Source organism: Rhodococcus sp. SB1D, assembly GCF_048573875.1.
GTDB classification, from domain to species: domain Bacteria; phylum Actinomycetota; class Actinomycetes; order Mycobacteriales; family Mycobacteriaceae; genus Rhodococcus_F; species Rhodococcus_F qingshengii.
The window spans coordinates 21,461-35,216 of the sequence record NZ_JBMAIQ010000020.1; the positions used below are offsets into that span (position 1 = coordinate 21,461).

Below are 13,756 nucleotides of genomic sequence, written 5' to 3' on the forward strand. Positions count from 1 at the left end.
CATGGCTAAGAAGGCATTGGTCAACAAGGCCAACAAGAAGCCCAAGTTCGCGGTTCGCGCCTACACCCGCTGCCAGCGGTGCGGTCGCCCGCACTCGGTGTTCCGCAAGTTCGGCTTGTGCCGTATCTGCGTTCGCGAGATGGCTCACGCCGGCGAGCTTCCCGGAGTTCGCAAGAGCTCTTGGTGATCTGAGGCCCTCGGGCTTCGTCACACCACGCATGTGAATGGGCGTGGGTTCCTTTGGAACCCACGCCCATTCGTGGTTTTCATCGAGATGTGAATCGTGCCGATCCTGAAAAGAACTGCCCCGCTGCGACTCTGGTTGAAAGCGATCATCGTTCGTCGGTGTCGTTCTTCGGTGCCGAACGAGCAGTTCAGATTTCGGGGTGCGTCGATAGCTTCCCGATCGCATCCTTCGGGCGGCAGTGGGGGAGGCGACATGGGATCCCGGTGGACACTTGCGCCAAAGTTCCCTACACTAGAGCGGTTGCCGTGGCTGACGCATGCGTTCAGCTCGGTGCGGTAACTTACGCCGTCTGACACAAGTCGGACGGCCCAGCCGAATTGCTGGAGGCCCACGATCGGATTCGTCCGGTGTTGCATGGGAACCACAGCGAGAAAGGTGTCGAGGTCGACCTATGACCATGACTGACCCCATCGCAGACTTCTTGACGCGTCTGCGCAACGCCAACACGGCGTACCACGATGAGGTGAAGCTTCCCCACTCGAAGATCAAGGCGAACATCGCCGAGATCCTCAAGCGCGAGGGCTACATCTCCGATTTCCGTACCGAAGACGCAGAGGTCGGCAAGACCCTCATCGTCGATCTGAAGTACGGTCCCAGCCGCGAGCGTAGCCTCGCCGGCGTGCGTCGCGTTTCCAAGCCCGGTCTCCGGGTTTACGCGAAGTCCACCAACCTGCCCAAGGTCCTCGGAGGCCTCGGCGTGGCCATCATCTCCACGTCGTCCGGTCTGCTCACCGATCGCCAGGCGGCCAATCAAGGAGTAGGCGGGGAAGTCCTCGCCTACGTCTGGTAAGGGAGGCCACCACAATGTCGCGTATTGGAAAGATTCCGGTCACCGTCCCCGCGGGCGTTGACGTCACGATCAGCGGCCAGGATGTCACCGTCAAGGGTCCCAAGGGCACCCTCGCGCTGACCATCTCCGAGCCCATCGCAATCGAAAAGGCAGAGGACGGCTCGCTGAGCGTCACGCGCCCCGACGACGAGCGTCGTAGCCGCGCGCTGCACGGTCTGTCGCGGACCCTGGTTGCGAACATCATCACCGGTGTCACCGAGGGTTACACGAAGAAGATGGAGATCCACGGTGTTGGTTACCGTGTGGCACTGAAGGGCAAGGACCTCGAGTTCGCGCTCGGCTTCAGCCACCCGGTGCCGATCGAGGCTCCTGAAGGCATCACCTTCGTCGTCGAGTCGCCCACCCGGTTCTCGGTGTCCGGCATCGACAAGCAGAAGGTCGGGCAGATCTCGGCCAACATCCGTCGTCTCCGTCGTCCGGACCCGTACAAGGGTAAGGGCGTGCGTTACGAGGGTGAGCAGATCCGCCGCAAGGTCGGAAAGACGGGTAAGTGATATGAGCCAGACTGCAAACCAGAAAGCCAAGCGGATTCCGCTGGGCAAGGATGCGTCCACCAAGCGTCGTCTCTCGAAGACGCGTCGTCACTTCCGTCTCCGCAAGAAGGTCTCCGGCACGCCCGAGCGTCCCCGCTTGGTCGTCAACCGGTCCTCGCGCCACATCCACGTCCAGCTCGTGGACGACCTGGCCGGCCACACCCTGGCCTCCGCGTCGACCATCGAAGCAGACGTGCGCGTGGCAGAAGGCGACAAGAAGGCTGCGAGCGCGAAGGTCGGTCAGCTGATCGCCGAGCGCGCCAAGGCTGCCGGCTTGGAAGCAGTTGTCTTCGACCACGGCGGACACGGCTACCACGGTCGCATCGCGGCCCTGGCAGACGCGGCTCGCGAAGGCGGGTTGAAGTTCTGATGACCAACATTTTCAACGGAAGGACAGCCTGATGCCGGGACGTCAAAGGCGTGACGGCGGAAGCGGACCCGCCGGACAGAATGGCCCCAACAGCGGTGACAACAGCAACGCTCGTGGGGACAACCGTGGTGGCGGCCGTGACCGTCGCGACGGTGGCCGTGGCGGGAACGCTGCGGAGAAGTCACAGTTCATCGAGCGCGTTGTCACGATCAACCGCGTTTCCAAGGTCGTCAAGGGTGGTCGTCGCTTCAGCTTCACCGCTCTGGTGATCGTCGGAGACGGCAACGGACTGGTCGGCGTCGGCTACGGAAAGGCCAAGGAAGTTCCCGCGGCCATCCAGAAGGGTGTCGAGGAGGCTCGCAAGAGCTTCTTCCGCGTCCCGATGATCGCCAACACCATCACTCACCCCGTTCAGGGTGAGGCTGCTGCCGGCATCGTCATGCTTCGCCCGGCAAGCCCCGGTACCGGTGTTATCGCCGGTGGCGCTGTGCGCGCCGTGCTGGAGTGCGCTGGTATCGCGGACATCCTGTCGAAGTCGCTCGGTAGCGACAACGCCATCAACGTCGTGCATGCGACCGTTGCTGCGCTCAAGGGTCTGCAGCGTCCCGAGGAAGTTGCGGCTCGCCGCGGCCTCACCCTCGAAGAGGTTGCACCCGCCGGCATGCTTCGCGCTCGCGCACAGGCTGCTGGGAGTGTGAAGTAATGGCAGATCTCAAGGTCACTCAGATCAAGAGCATCATCGGGACCAAGCAGAACCAGAAGGATTCTCTGCGCACGCTGGGTCTCAAGGGCATCCGTCAGACCGTTGTTCGTGAGGACAACGCACAGAACCGCGGTCTGATCAACGTGGTGCGCCACCTCGTAACAGTTGAGGAGGTCTAACCATGACCATCAAACTGCACCACCTGCGCCCCGCTCCGGGATCCAAGTCCAACAAGATTCGTGTTGGACGCGGTGAGGGCGGCAAGCGTGGTAAGACCGCAGGTCGCGGTACCAAGGGCACCAAGGCACGTAACACCGTGCGCGTGGGCTTCGAGGGTGGACAGATGCCGCTTCACATGCGTCTGCCCAAGCTCAAGGGCTTCACGAACCCGTTCCGCGTCGAGTACCAGGTCGTCAATGTCGGCGACATCGCCCGTCTGTTCCCCGAAGGTGGAGCAATCACGGTCGAGGATCTCGTCGCCAAGGGCGCAGTCCGCAAGAACCAGCTCGTCAAGGTTCTGGGCGACGGCGAACTGACAGTTGCCGTTCAGGTGACCGTCGACAAGTTCACCGGTTCCGCCAAGGAAAAGATTGCTGCTGCCGGTGGTTCCGCCACCGAGCTGTGAGTGATCACGCGTAGCTAGTCCGATGGCCGCAGCGCAGCGTTTGCTGCGGTGCGGCCATCGGCGTCTACGAGGTCGTGTCACAGGTACGAGGTCGTGTCACAGATTGGTCGTGCATGCTCGGACGGGCCAGTATTCTGGTCACCGAGTGGCAAATGTATCTTCGGCTTACCCGGTTTTCGTGGTCTGCCCGCCTAGTTCCCAAATGCTCACTGTTAGAGTTCAAAAGTTCGACAGGTCAAAACGATCTGTCTCCCTACCGTCGTGCCAGGAGGATCTTTGCTTTCCGCCTTCGTCTCGGCCCTCAGGACCCCAGACCTGAGGCGGAAGATCCTCTTCACCCTCGGCTTGGTGGCTCTGTATCGGGTCGGCGCTCTCATCCCGTCCCCAGGTGTCGACTACGGCCGTGTGCGTCAGTGCATCGATATCGCCAACTCCGGTGACTCAGCAGGTATCTACTCGCTGATCAACCTGTTCTCCGGCGGCGCTCTGCTGCAGATGTCGATCTTTGCGATCGGCATCATGCCGTACATCACGGCGAGCATCATCGTGCAGCTCCTGACCGTGGTGATTCCGAAGTTCGAGGAACTTCGGAAAGAAGGCCAGTCCGGCCAGGCCAAGATGACGCAGTACACGCGTTACCTGTCCATTGCTCTGGCAATCCTGCAGTCGACCGGCATCGTCGCTCTTGCGGCACGCGGACAGTTGCTCCAGGGCTGTGACGACATCATCGCCGACAAGTCGATCTTCGGACTTGTCATCATCGTGCTGGTCATGACTGCCGGTGCTGCCATGGTCATGTGGTTCGGCGAGGTCATCACCGAACGTGGCGTCGGCAACGGTATGTCCCTCCTCATCTTCGCCGGTATCGCATCGCGTATCCCGAGCGAGGGCAAGGCAATCCTCGACAGCCGTGGTCCGCTGGTCTTCGCCTTCGTCTGCCTCGCAGCGCTGCTGATCATCGCCGGTGTCGTCTTCGTCGAGCAGGGTCAGCGTCGTATCCCGGTGCAGTACGCGAAGCGGATGGTCGGACGCAAGATGTACGGCGGATCCTCGACGTACCTGCCTCTGAAGGTGAACCAGGCCGGCGTCATCCCGGTGATCTTCGCGTCTTCACTGCTGTACCTCCCGAACTTGATTGCACAGCTGACTTCGGCCAGTACAGCGGTCGACCCCAGTTGGTGGCAGCGCCTCATCAACACCTACCTGGTGAATCCGGCCAACCCGGTGTACATCGCGATCTACTTCGGCCTGATCGTCTTCTTCACGTACTTCTACGTCGCCATCACCTTCAATCCCGAAGAGCGCGCCGACGAGATGAAGAAGTTCGGCGGCTTCATCCCCGGTATCCGACCCGGTCAGCCGACCGCGGACTACCTCAACTACGTGCTGAGTCGCATCACCCTTCCGGGTGCGATTTACCTCGGCACCATTGCTGTTCTGCCCAACCTGTTCCTCGACATCGGGAATGGCGGCGGCGCGCAGAACCTGCCGTTCGGTGGCACCGCGGTGCTGATCATGGTCAGCGTCGGCCTGGACACCGTGAAGCAGATCGAGAGTCAGCTAATGCAGCGTAACTATGAAGGGTTCCTCAAGTGAGACTTGTCCTCCTTGGTCCTCCCGGTGCCGGCAAGGGCACCCAGGCCGCTATCTTGTCCGAGAAGTTCGGCGTTCCCCATATCTCCACGGGTGATCTCTTCCGCGCGAACATCGGTCAGGCCACCGCTCTCGGTGTGGAAGCAAAGAAGTACATCGACGCCGGCGAACTCGTACCGAGCTCGATCACCAACGACATGGTGAAGGCTCGCGTCGCAGAACCGGACGCAGCAAACGGTTTCCTTCTCGACGGATTTCCGCGCTCGGTCGAACAGGCTCAGGCACTCGAGGGAATCTTGAAGGATCTCGACACCAAGCTCGACGGTGTCCTCTCCTTCGTCGTCGACGAGGACATCGTGGTCGAGCGTATGCTCGCCCGCGGTCGTGCAGACGACACCGAGGACGTCATTCGCAACCGACTCCGGGTCTACCGCGACGAGACGTCACCGCTGTTCGATTACTACAAGGACAGCATCGTCTCCGTCGACGCGATCGGCGAGGTCGAAGAGGTCAACGCTCGCGCACTGGCAGCGTTGGGTAAGTAATGGTCTTCGGGCGCAAACGCAAGGTTGTTCCGTTCCGCTCCGCGGGCGAACTCGACGCGATGGCTGCTGCCGGCGCCATCGTGGGTTCGGCTCTGGTGGCGGTTCGCGCTGCGGCGAAGCCCGGTGTCAGCACTTTGGAATTGAACGCGGTCGCTGAATCCGTCATTCGTGACGCCGGCGCCGTGCCCTCGTTCCTCGGGTACCACGGCTTCACCGGCTCGATCTGCTCTTCGGTCAACGATCGCGTCGTTCACGGAATCCCTTCAGCTCAGGACATCCTGGCTGAAGGCGACCTGGTTTCCATCGACTGTGGCGCGATCCTCGACGGATGGCACGGTGACTCCGCTTGGACGTTCGGTGTCGGTGAGATCAGCGTCGCCGATCAGGAGCTCAGCGAAGCCACTCGGCTTTCTATGGAAGCCGGGATCGCGGCAATGATCGCCGGCAACCGTCTGACGGATGTTTCGCACGCGATCGAGGTCGGTACTCATGCCGCCGAGAAGTTGCACGGTCGTTCCTACGGCATCGTCGACGGATACGGCGGACACGGAATCGGCCGGGAAATGCACATGGATCCGTTCCTCGCCAATGAAGGTGCCCCGGGTAAGGGTCCTGAACTGGTTGTCGGATCTTGCCTGGCGATTGAGCCGATGCTCACGCTCGGCACCACCGACACGGTGATTCTCGACGACGACTGGACCGTTGTGACGACCGACGGGTCCCGTGCGGCGCACTGGGAACACACTGTCGCAGTGACCGAAGACGGTCCGCGGATTCTGACACTCCGGCCGGAGTAGTCGACACAGTCGCTGACAAGTGTTGGCAGCGAGCATGATTCATGTTCGAGAAGTCCCAGCCTCATTTCGAGGCTGGGACTTTTTCGATGGGGGAGCGGTGTGCGTCGTCACCCTGACCGGAGGCGCATTTGGCCTGGTCGTTTACATCGCGTAACATGGCTAGGCGGTGCGCTATGCGCGTCGATAGTTCGTGTGCCTACGCCCGGATCGCTCCGGGATCGGGCTTTCGAACTGCCGGCGATCTTTCCATTGCGTGCCAATGTAACGGAAGCCGATGCACGAAGCATGCCAAACCAAACGGATCGCGGAGGATATGGCTAAGAAAGACGGGGCCATCGAGGTCGAAGGACGAGTAGTCGAGCCGCTGCCCAATGCGATGTTCCGCATTGAGCTCGAGAATGGCCACAAGGTCCTCGCCCACATCAGCGGAAAGATGCGTCAGCACTACATTCGCATCCTCCCGGAAGATCGCGTTGTCGTAGAGCTCTCGCCCTACGATTTGTCGCGCGGACGCATCGTTTACCGCTACAAGTAACGAACTTCCCGGACCTGACCTGGGTCAGGGAGAAGTATGTCTGCCGCGGTTCATCGCGGCGGGCTGCGACAAAACAGGAGATCAGAAGACGTGAAGGTTCAGCCGAGCGTCAAGAAGATCTGCGAGAAGTGCAAAGTGATTCGCCGTAACGGTCGAGTCATGGTGATCTGCGAGAACCTGCGTCACAAGCAGCGTCAGGGCTAGATCTAGCTTTTCGAAGATCTGCTTGGCAACAAGCAAAGAAGACCTCCCAGTACCAGCCATTGTTGACGAGACCCCACGCGATCGTTCACCGATCGCCAAGGTCGGACAATGGTTCACCCCCGGCACGGAGGCCGGGGCCCCACTGAGTTAGTTGATGAGATCATCTGCGCCTTCGGGCGTCGGTACTCGGCAAGAGGCACAGGGGAAGGGCTGGGAGCAGACCTCCGCACACCGATAAGGAAATGCCACCATGGCACGTCTCTCTGGTGTTGATCTTCCTCGCGAAAAGCGCATGGAGATCGCACTGACATACATCTACGGCATCGGCCGTACCCGCTCCAAGGAAATCCTTGACGCCACCGGCGTCAGCCCGGATCTCCGGAGCAAGGACCTCTCGGACGAGGACCTGGCAAAGCTCCGCGAGTACATCGAGGAGTCGCTCAAGGTCGAGGGTGACCTTCGCCGCGAGGTTCAGGCCGACATCCGTCGCAAGATCGAGATCGGCTGCTACCAGGGCCTGCGCCACCGTCGTGGTCTGCCCGTGCGTGGTCAGCGCACCAAGACCAACGCCCGTACCCGTAAGGGTCCGAAGCGCACCATTGCCGGCAAGAAGAAGGCGAAGTAATGCCCCCGAAGTCACGTAGCACCGGTCCGAAGAAGACCCAGAAGACGCGTCGCAGGGATAAGAAGAACATCCCGCACGGCGCCGCTCACATCAAGAGCACCTTCAACAACACCATCGTGTCCATCACGGACCCCGCCGGAAATGTCATTTCCTGGGCGTCTTCGGGACACGTCGGCTTCAAGGGTTCGCGTAAGTCGACTCCCTTCGCCGCTCAGCTTGCTGCTGAGAGCGCTGCCCGTAAGGCGCAGGAGCACGGTGTCAAGAAGGTTGACGTCTTCGTCAAGGGACCGGGATCCGGTCGCGAGACCGCAATCCGTTCCCTCCAGGCCGCTGGCCTCGAGGTCGGCACCATTTCCGATGTAACCCCCCAGCCGCACAACGGCTGCCGTCCGCCCAAGCGGCGTCGGGTATAGCGGGAAGGATAGGTAGAAGAAAATGGCACGTTATACCGGACCCATCACCCGCAAGTCGCGTCGTCTGCGCGTCGACCTCGTTGGAGGCGACCAGGCATTCGAGCGTCGCCCGTACCCGCCCGGACAGCACGGCCGCGCGCGTATCAAGGAGAGCGAGTACCTGCTCCAGCTGCAGGAGAAGCAGAAGGCTCGCTTCACCTACGGCGTCATGGAGAAGCAGTTCCGCCTGTACTACAAGGAGGCGAACAACCGCCCCGGCAAGACCGGCGAGAACCTGCTTCGCATCCTCGAGTCGCGTCTCGACAACGTCGTGTACCGCGCAGGCCTCGCTCGCACGCGCCGTCAGGCACGTCAGCTGGTCACGCACGGTCACCTTCTCGTGAACAACAAGAAGGTCGACATCCCGAGCTACCGCGTCTCGCAGTACGACATCATCGATGTCAAGGAGAAGTCGCTCTCCACGCTTCCGTTCCAGGTTGCGCGTGAGACCGTCGGCGATCGCCCGGTTCCCGGGTGGCTGCAGGTTGTCGGCTCGCGTCTGCGGATCCTGGTTCACCAGCTTCCCGAGCGCGCGCAGATCGACATCGCTCTGCAGGAACAGCTCATCGTCGAGTACTACTCGAAGTAAGGCGCTTCGCACCCCGTGAGTGGTTGAGGAGTCTCCGGACTCCTCAACCACTCACAGGGCCGCAGGCCCTTTCCCATCGTGGGCGTCAAATAGTGGACGTCCGTACAGGAGGAAATACCAATGCTCATTTCTCAGCGACCCACGCTGACCGAAGAGGTCATCGCTGATAACCGCTCGAAGTTCGTCATCGAGCCCCTGGAGCCAGGTTTCGGGTACACGCTCGGCAATTCGCTGCGCCGCACGCTGCTCTCGTCGATCCCCGGCGCTGCTGTCACCAGCATCCGTATCGACGGCGTTCTCCACGAGTTCACCACCGTCCCGGGCGTGAAGGAAGATGTAACCGACATCATCCTGAACCTCAAGGGCCTCGTCGTGAACTCCGAAGAGGACGAGCCGGTCACCATGTACGTCCGCAAGCAGGGCCCCGGCGCTGTTACTGCAGGCGACATCGTGCCCCCGGCAGGCGTCACCGTGAACAACCCTGATCTGCACATCGCCACCCTGAACGACAAGGGAAAGCTGGAGATCGAGCTCGTAGTCGAGCGCGGTCGCGGCTATGTCCCCGCCGTTCAGAACAAGGCGTCCGGCGCAGAGATCGGCCGTATCCCGGTCGACTCGATCTACTCGCCGGTGCTCAAGGTCACCTACAAGGTGGAGGCCACTCGCGTCGAACAGCGCACCGACTTCGATCGGCTCGTTCTCGACGTGGAAACGAAGAACTCCATCACCGCACGGGACGCGCTCGCTTCGGCGGGCAAGACCCTGGTTGAGCTCTTCGGCCTGGCCCGTGAGCTGAACGTCGAAGCAGAAGGAATCGAGATCGGACCCTCGCCTGCCGAGGCCGATCACATCGCTTCCTTCGGACTCCCCATCGAGGATCTGGACCTCACGGTCCGCTCCTACAACTGCCTCAAGCGCGAAGGTGTTCACACCGTCGGTGAGCTTGTCGGCCGTACCGAGTCCGATCTGCTCGACATCCGCAACTTCGGACAGAAGTCCATCGACGAGGTCAAGGTCAAGCTGCATTCGCTCGGCCTGTCCCTCAAGGACAGCCCCGCATCCTTCGATCCCACCACCGTTGCCGGCTACGACGCCGCCACCGGAACGTGGAGTGACACTGATGCCGGTTCCTTCGGCGATGCCGAAGGTACCGAGGACTACGCCGAGACCGAACAGCTGTAGCAGCTCAGGTCCTTTACTAGGAGATCATCATGCCCAAGCCCAAGAAGGGTGCCCGCTTCGGCGGGTCGGCTTCCCACCAGAAGGCGATTTTCGCCAATCTGGCTACCGCGCTCTTCGAGCACGGTCGCATCACCACCACCGAGTCCAAGGCCAAGGCATTGCGCCCCTACGCCGAGAAGCTCGTCACGCACGCAAAGGCCGGCACGCTGGCTCACCGTCGTGAGGTGCTGAAGGTCATCCGCAACAAGGATGTCGTTCACACCCTGTTCGCCGAGATCGGCCCGTTCTACGCGGACCGTAACGGTGGATACACCCGCATCATCAAGACGATCCCCCGCAAGGGTGATAACGCTCCGATGGCAATCATCGAGCTCGTCAAGGAAAAGACCGTCACCTCCGAGGCTGACCGCGCTCGTCGCGTCAAGTCCTCGCAGGAAGCTCCCGCCGCAGAGAACGTCGTAGAGGCCGTAGAGGCCGACGCGACCGACGCTGAGGTCGAGAACGCTGACGCAGTGGTCGAGGCCATCGAGGACGAGACCGCAACTGCGGCCGACGCTCCCGAGGCCGAAGAGGCCAAGAAGGACTAGTCTCCCTTGGTTTCGGCACACGCTGAATCGAACGAGCCCGCCGCCCCCATCGGGGACGGCGGGCTCGTTCGATTGCGGCTCGACATCTCCTACGACGGCACCGACTTCTCGGGTTGGGCCCGCCAGACCGATCTGCGCACCGTGTGCGGTGAGATCGAAGACAAGTTGGGAACGGTGCTTCGACACCCGGTTCAGTTGACCGTTGCCGGTCGAACCGACGCCGGTGTCCACGCCACCGGTCAGGTAGCGCACGTCGACGTTCCGGGAGAGTTGCTCCCGGACGATCCGTCGCGACTCGTGCGCAGACTTGCACGATTTCTGCCCAAGGACGTTCGGGTCAAACAGATATCGGTGGTTCCGGGTGACTTCGATGCGCGCTTCTCCGCGATGCGACGTTATTACGAGTACCGGGTGACCAACGCGGCGTTCGGAGTGGAGCCACTACGCGCACGCGACACCGTCTCGTATCCCAAACCACTCGATCTCGGAGCGATGCAGGAAGCGTCGAATCGGCTGCTGGGTCTGCACAACTTCGCGGCATTCTGCAAGCGTCGAGAAGGCGCCACGACGGTGCGGGAGCTGCAGCGTTTCGACTGGACCCAAGAGGGCACGGTGTTCACGGCGTACGTGAATGCCGATGCGTTCTGCTGGTCGATGGTTCGCAGTCTTGTCGGCGCAGTCCTCTCCGTCGGTGAGGGACGGCGCACCGCCGACTGGGTGGCAGGTTTGCTCGACGAAACTTCGCGGTCCAGTTCCATCCTCGTTGCGCCGGCGCACGGACTTTCGTTGGTCCGCGTGGACTACCCCGACTACTCGGAACTGGCTGCCCGCAACGCGATTACCCGTGAGACCCGCGAGATTCCGTCTTCGGGTGGATGCTGCGGCGACTGAACTTCACCATGCAAAATGCCCTCCCACTCTGTGTGGGAGGGCATTCGTATCGGGGGGCTATCCCGCCAGTTGGCGCGCGATGACCAATCGCTGAATCTGGTTGGTGCCCTCGAAGATCTGCGTGATCTTGGCCTCGCGCATGTAGCGCTCGACGGGGAAGTCCTGGGTGTATCCGTACCCACCGAATACCTGAACGGCGTCGGTGGTGACCTTCATTGCCGCGTCGGTGGCCACGAGCTTGGCGACGCTCGCGTTGCGTGAATACGGAACTCCGGCGTCGCGGCGGCGGGCTGCATCGAGGTAGGTGGCTCGCGCGGAGTCGACTGCGGCAGCCATGTCCGCGAGCACGAAACCGAGTCCCTGGTGATCGATGATCCGCTTGCCGAATGCCTTGCGCTCCTTCGCGTAAGCGACCGCGTCGTCGAGCGCGCCTTGAGCGATTCCGACGGCAACGGCAGCGATTCCGAGTCGGCCGGAGTCGAGAGCGCTGAAGGCAATCGGCAGCCCCTGGCCGCGCTGACCGATCAATCGCTCCTCAGGAATGAAGGCGTCGTCGTAGTTCGCGGAGGCAGTGGGGACCGCGCGTAGCCCCATCTTCTCTTCGGGTTTTCCGAAGCTGAGGCCTTCGGTGTCCTTGTCCACCAGGAGGCAGGAGACGCCGCGTGAACCGTCGTCACTGGTGCGTGCGAAGAGGTTGTAGAAGTCCGCCTTGCCGCCGTTGGTGATCCAGGCTTTCGAACCGTTGACGCGGTAGCCACCGTCGGTGGGCGTCGCCTTGCACGACAACGCGGCGGCGTCGGACCCGGCCTGCGCTTCGGAAAGGCTGTACGCGCCGATGGTGTTGCCGCCCAGCATGTCCGGTAGCCAGCGGTTCTTCTGTTCGTCGGTGCCGAAGGTGAACAGCGGGAAGCACGACAGGCTGTGCACGCTCACCGCCACTGCAACCGCTGCCCAGCGTGAGGCGATCTCTTCGAGCACTTGGAGGTACACCTCGTACGGCTGATCGCCGCCGCCGAACTCCTCGGGATACGGAAGGCTCAGCAGACCCGCCTGTCCGAGTGCGGGGAACACTCCGTCTGGATACTTCTCGGCCTTCTCGTATTCGTTGACCTTGGGCGCGAGTACCTTGTCCGCGACATCACGCGTCAGTTCGATGAGATCGCGAGCTTCTTGGCTGGGCATCAGGCGTTCGACGGGCACGGTCGGCTCCTAGCTAGGTAATAGTACTGAGAACGATACTGCAGTACTGTTGTAGGTATGGCAAGGCTGGTTCACAAGACGACTGCGCGCAGGGCAGAGTTGTTCGATCAATTGGTCGAACTGTTCTTGAGCGAGGGTTTCGCCCACCTCACGCTCGACGAGATCTCAGCTCGTCTGCACTGCTCCAAGAGCACCTTGTACACCGTGGCGGCCGGCAAAGAGGATCTGGTGCGGGCTGTGACAGTGCACTTCTTCCGGGCGGCGACCGATGCAGTGGAGAGTGCAGTCGCCGCCGAAACGGCCCCGCCTCGTCGAGTCGCGGTGTATCTCGAAGCAGTGGGTGATCGGCTGTCCGCGGCGTCCAGTCAGTTCATGGAAGACCTGGCCGAATCGGTGTCGGCGAGCCAGGTCTACGAGAAGAACACGTCGATCGCTGCTGATCGTGTGCGATCGCTCATCGTCGAGGGAGTCGATTCGGGCGCATTCCGGCAGGTACACGCATCATTTGTCGCCGATGCCGCTGCGGCGACGATGGTTCGGATCCAGCAACGCGCGGTCTACCGGGCAACTGGTCTGGACGATGCCAGCGCTTATCGGGAACTGGCAGCACTCATCACGGACGGGATCACTGCGTGATCAGTCGCTAGCATCGACGTTCATGGCACCTTTGAACGTCGAAGTCATCGTAGGTTCGGTCCGCGAGGGGCGAATGGGACGAGCAGTGGCGGACTGGTTTGTCGAGCGCGCAACCGCGAACCCGTCGTGGAACGTATCGGTGATCGACCTCAGAGAGCTGTCGTTGCCCCAGGATTTCTCGGATTCACCTGCCACGGAGGTTTTCCGCCGGCGAATCGGGCGCGCCGACGCTGTTGTCGCCGTGACCTCCGAATACAACCACGGGTATCCGGCTGCTCTCAAGACCGCATTCGATTCGGTGAAACACGAGTGGCGTGCCAAGCCGATCGGATTCGTGTCCTACGGCGGGATTTCAGGTGGTGTTCGGGCCGTCGAGCAACTGAGGCAAGTGGTGGCGGAGTTGCACATGGTCTCGGTGCGTCAAAGCGTGACCATCCACCGGGTGCGTAAGCAATTCGGACACGAGCCGTACGGCGTCGATTCGATTGCGATCGATGCAAGCGAGAAGATGATTCGTGAATTGGATTGGTGGGGAAGCGGATTGCGGATGCAACGTGCAAGTGATCCCTATCCCGGCTGATCTTGGACATAC

General features: G+C 61.7%; 21 protein-coding genes. 20 read left to right on the forward strand and 1 reads right to left on the reverse strand.

Annotation, left to right across the window (positions count from 1 at the left end):
• The first annotated feature begins 1 nt into the window (after position 1).
• The 18 genes from ACN50D_RS29290 (at position 2) to truA (ending at position 11,328) form a co-directional block, all read left to right on the forward strand.
• On the forward strand, positions 2 to 187 hold the full coding sequence (locus ACN50D_RS29290) for a type Z 30S ribosomal protein S14 (RefSeq protein ID WP_003940698.1): 186 nt from the start codon (positions 2 to 4) through the stop codon (positions 185 to 187).
• Between the two features lie 451 nt (positions 188 to 638).
• Positions 639 to 1,037, forward strand: coding sequence for a 30S ribosomal protein S8 (gene rpsH, locus ACN50D_RS29295; RefSeq protein ID WP_003940873.1), 399 nt, complete (start codon positions 639 to 641; stop codon positions 1,035 to 1,037).
• A gap of 14 nt (positions 1,038 to 1,051) precedes the next feature.
• Positions 1,052 to 1,591 (forward strand): 50S ribosomal protein L6, encoded by a 540-nt coding sequence (gene rplF, locus ACN50D_RS29300; protein ID WP_003940970.1) that lies wholly within the window; start codon positions 1,052 to 1,054, stop codon positions 1,589 to 1,591.
• Position 1,592: 1 nt separating this feature from the next.
• Positions 1,593 to 2,000 (forward strand): 50S ribosomal protein L18, encoded by a 408-nt coding sequence (gene rplR, locus ACN50D_RS29305; RefSeq protein WP_211920501.1) that lies wholly within the window; start codon positions 1,593 to 1,595, stop codon positions 1,998 to 2,000.
• 31 nt (positions 2,001 to 2,031) lie between these two features.
• A complete protein-coding gene (gene rpsE / locus ACN50D_RS29310; protein WP_003940718.1) occupies positions 2,032 to 2,703 on the forward strand; it encodes a 30S ribosomal protein S5 in 672 nt (223 codons plus the stop codon).
• On the forward strand, positions 2,703 to 2,882 hold the full coding sequence (gene rpmD / locus ACN50D_RS29315) for a 50S ribosomal protein L30 (protein ID WP_003940751.1): 180 nt from the start codon (positions 2,703 to 2,705) through the stop codon (positions 2,880 to 2,882). The genes rpsE and rpmD overlap by 1 nt, the downstream gene beginning before the upstream one ends.
• A 2-nt stretch (positions 2,883 to 2,884) precedes the next feature.
• Entirely contained in the window at positions 2,885 to 3,328 is a 444-nt protein-coding gene (gene rplO, locus ACN50D_RS29320; protein ID WP_003940829.1) for a 50S ribosomal protein L15, read from the forward strand.
• Between the two features lie 276 nt (positions 3,329 to 3,604).
• Positions 3,605 to 4,924: a preprotein translocase subunit SecY gene (gene secY, locus ACN50D_RS29325; protein WP_003940773.1), complete on the forward strand. Its 1,320-nt coding sequence runs from the start codon at positions 3,605 to 3,607 to the stop codon at positions 4,922 to 4,924.
• On the forward strand, positions 4,921 to 5,466 hold the full coding sequence (locus ACN50D_RS29330; protein WP_003940868.1) for an adenylate kinase: 546 nt from the start codon (positions 4,921 to 4,923) through the stop codon (positions 5,464 to 5,466). Before secY ends, ACN50D_RS29330 begins: the two co-directional genes overlap by 4 nt.
• Positions 5,466 to 6,263, forward strand: coding sequence for a type I methionyl aminopeptidase (gene map / locus ACN50D_RS29335; RefSeq protein ID WP_003940806.1), 798 nt, complete (start codon positions 5,466 to 5,468; stop codon positions 6,261 to 6,263). The genes ACN50D_RS29330 and map overlap by 1 nt, the downstream gene beginning before the upstream one ends.
• A 313-nt stretch (positions 6,264 to 6,576) precedes the next feature.
• Positions 6,577 to 6,798: a translation initiation factor IF-1 gene (gene infA, locus ACN50D_RS29340; RefSeq protein ID WP_003418601.1), complete on the forward strand. Its 222-nt coding sequence runs from the start codon at positions 6,577 to 6,579 to the stop codon at positions 6,796 to 6,798.
• Between the two features lie 90 nt (positions 6,799 to 6,888).
• Positions 6,889 to 7,002, forward strand: a complete 114-nt coding sequence (gene rpmJ / locus ACN50D_RS29345; protein WP_003938068.1) for a 50S ribosomal protein L36 — start codon at positions 6,889 to 6,891, stop codon at positions 7,000 to 7,002.
• A gap of 250 nt (positions 7,003 to 7,252) precedes the next feature.
• A complete protein-coding gene (gene rpsM / locus ACN50D_RS29350) occupies positions 7,253 to 7,627 on the forward strand; it encodes a 30S ribosomal protein S13 (protein WP_003940834.1) in 375 nt (124 codons plus the stop codon).
• Positions 7,627 to 8,040, forward strand: coding sequence for a 30S ribosomal protein S11 (gene rpsK / locus ACN50D_RS29355; RefSeq protein WP_003940683.1), 414 nt, complete (start codon positions 7,627 to 7,629; stop codon positions 8,038 to 8,040). Before rpsM ends, rpsK begins: the two co-directional genes overlap by 1 nt.
• Before the next feature lie 22 nt (positions 8,041 to 8,062).
• Positions 8,063 to 8,668, forward strand: coding sequence for a 30S ribosomal protein S4 (gene rpsD / locus ACN50D_RS29360; protein ID WP_003940769.1), 606 nt, complete (start codon positions 8,063 to 8,065; stop codon positions 8,666 to 8,668).
• Between the two features lie 120 nt (positions 8,669 to 8,788).
• Positions 8,789 to 9,850, forward strand: coding sequence for a DNA-directed RNA polymerase subunit alpha (locus ACN50D_RS29365; RefSeq protein ID WP_003941016.1), 1,062 nt, complete (start codon positions 8,789 to 8,791; stop codon positions 9,848 to 9,850).
• Positions 9,851 to 9,879: 29 nt separating this feature from the next.
• A complete protein-coding gene (rplQ, locus tag ACN50D_RS29370; RefSeq protein WP_007728580.1) occupies positions 9,880 to 10,437 on the forward strand; it encodes a 50S ribosomal protein L17 in 558 nt (185 codons plus the stop codon).
• A gap of 6 nt (positions 10,438 to 10,443) precedes the next feature.
• Positions 10,444 to 11,328, forward strand: coding sequence for a tRNA pseudouridine(38-40) synthase TruA (gene truA / locus ACN50D_RS29375; RefSeq protein ID WP_007728581.1), 885 nt, complete (start codon positions 10,444 to 10,446; stop codon positions 11,326 to 11,328).
• 57 nt (positions 11,329 to 11,385) lie between these two features.
• Here truA and ACN50D_RS29380 read toward each other — a convergent pair whose 3' ends face one another.
• Complete coding sequence (locus ACN50D_RS29380; RefSeq protein WP_007728582.1) at positions 11,386 to 12,528, reverse strand: acyl-CoA dehydrogenase family protein; 1,143 nt, start codon at positions 12,526 to 12,528, stop codon at positions 11,386 to 11,388.
• A gap of 57 nt (positions 12,529 to 12,585) precedes the next feature.
• Between ACN50D_RS29380 and ACN50D_RS29385 the strand changes: the two genes are divergently transcribed.
• Both ACN50D_RS29385 and ACN50D_RS29390 read left to right on the forward strand, forming a co-directional pair.
• A complete protein-coding gene (locus ACN50D_RS29385; protein ID WP_007728583.1) occupies positions 12,586 to 13,164 on the forward strand; it encodes a TetR/AcrR family transcriptional regulator in 579 nt (192 codons plus the stop codon).
• A gap of 22 nt (positions 13,165 to 13,186) precedes the next feature.
• Complete coding sequence (locus tag ACN50D_RS29390; RefSeq protein ID WP_003940967.1) at positions 13,187 to 13,744, forward strand: NADPH-dependent FMN reductase; 558 nt, start codon at positions 13,187 to 13,189, stop codon at positions 13,742 to 13,744.
• Positions 13,745 to 13,756 lie beyond the last annotated feature (12 nt).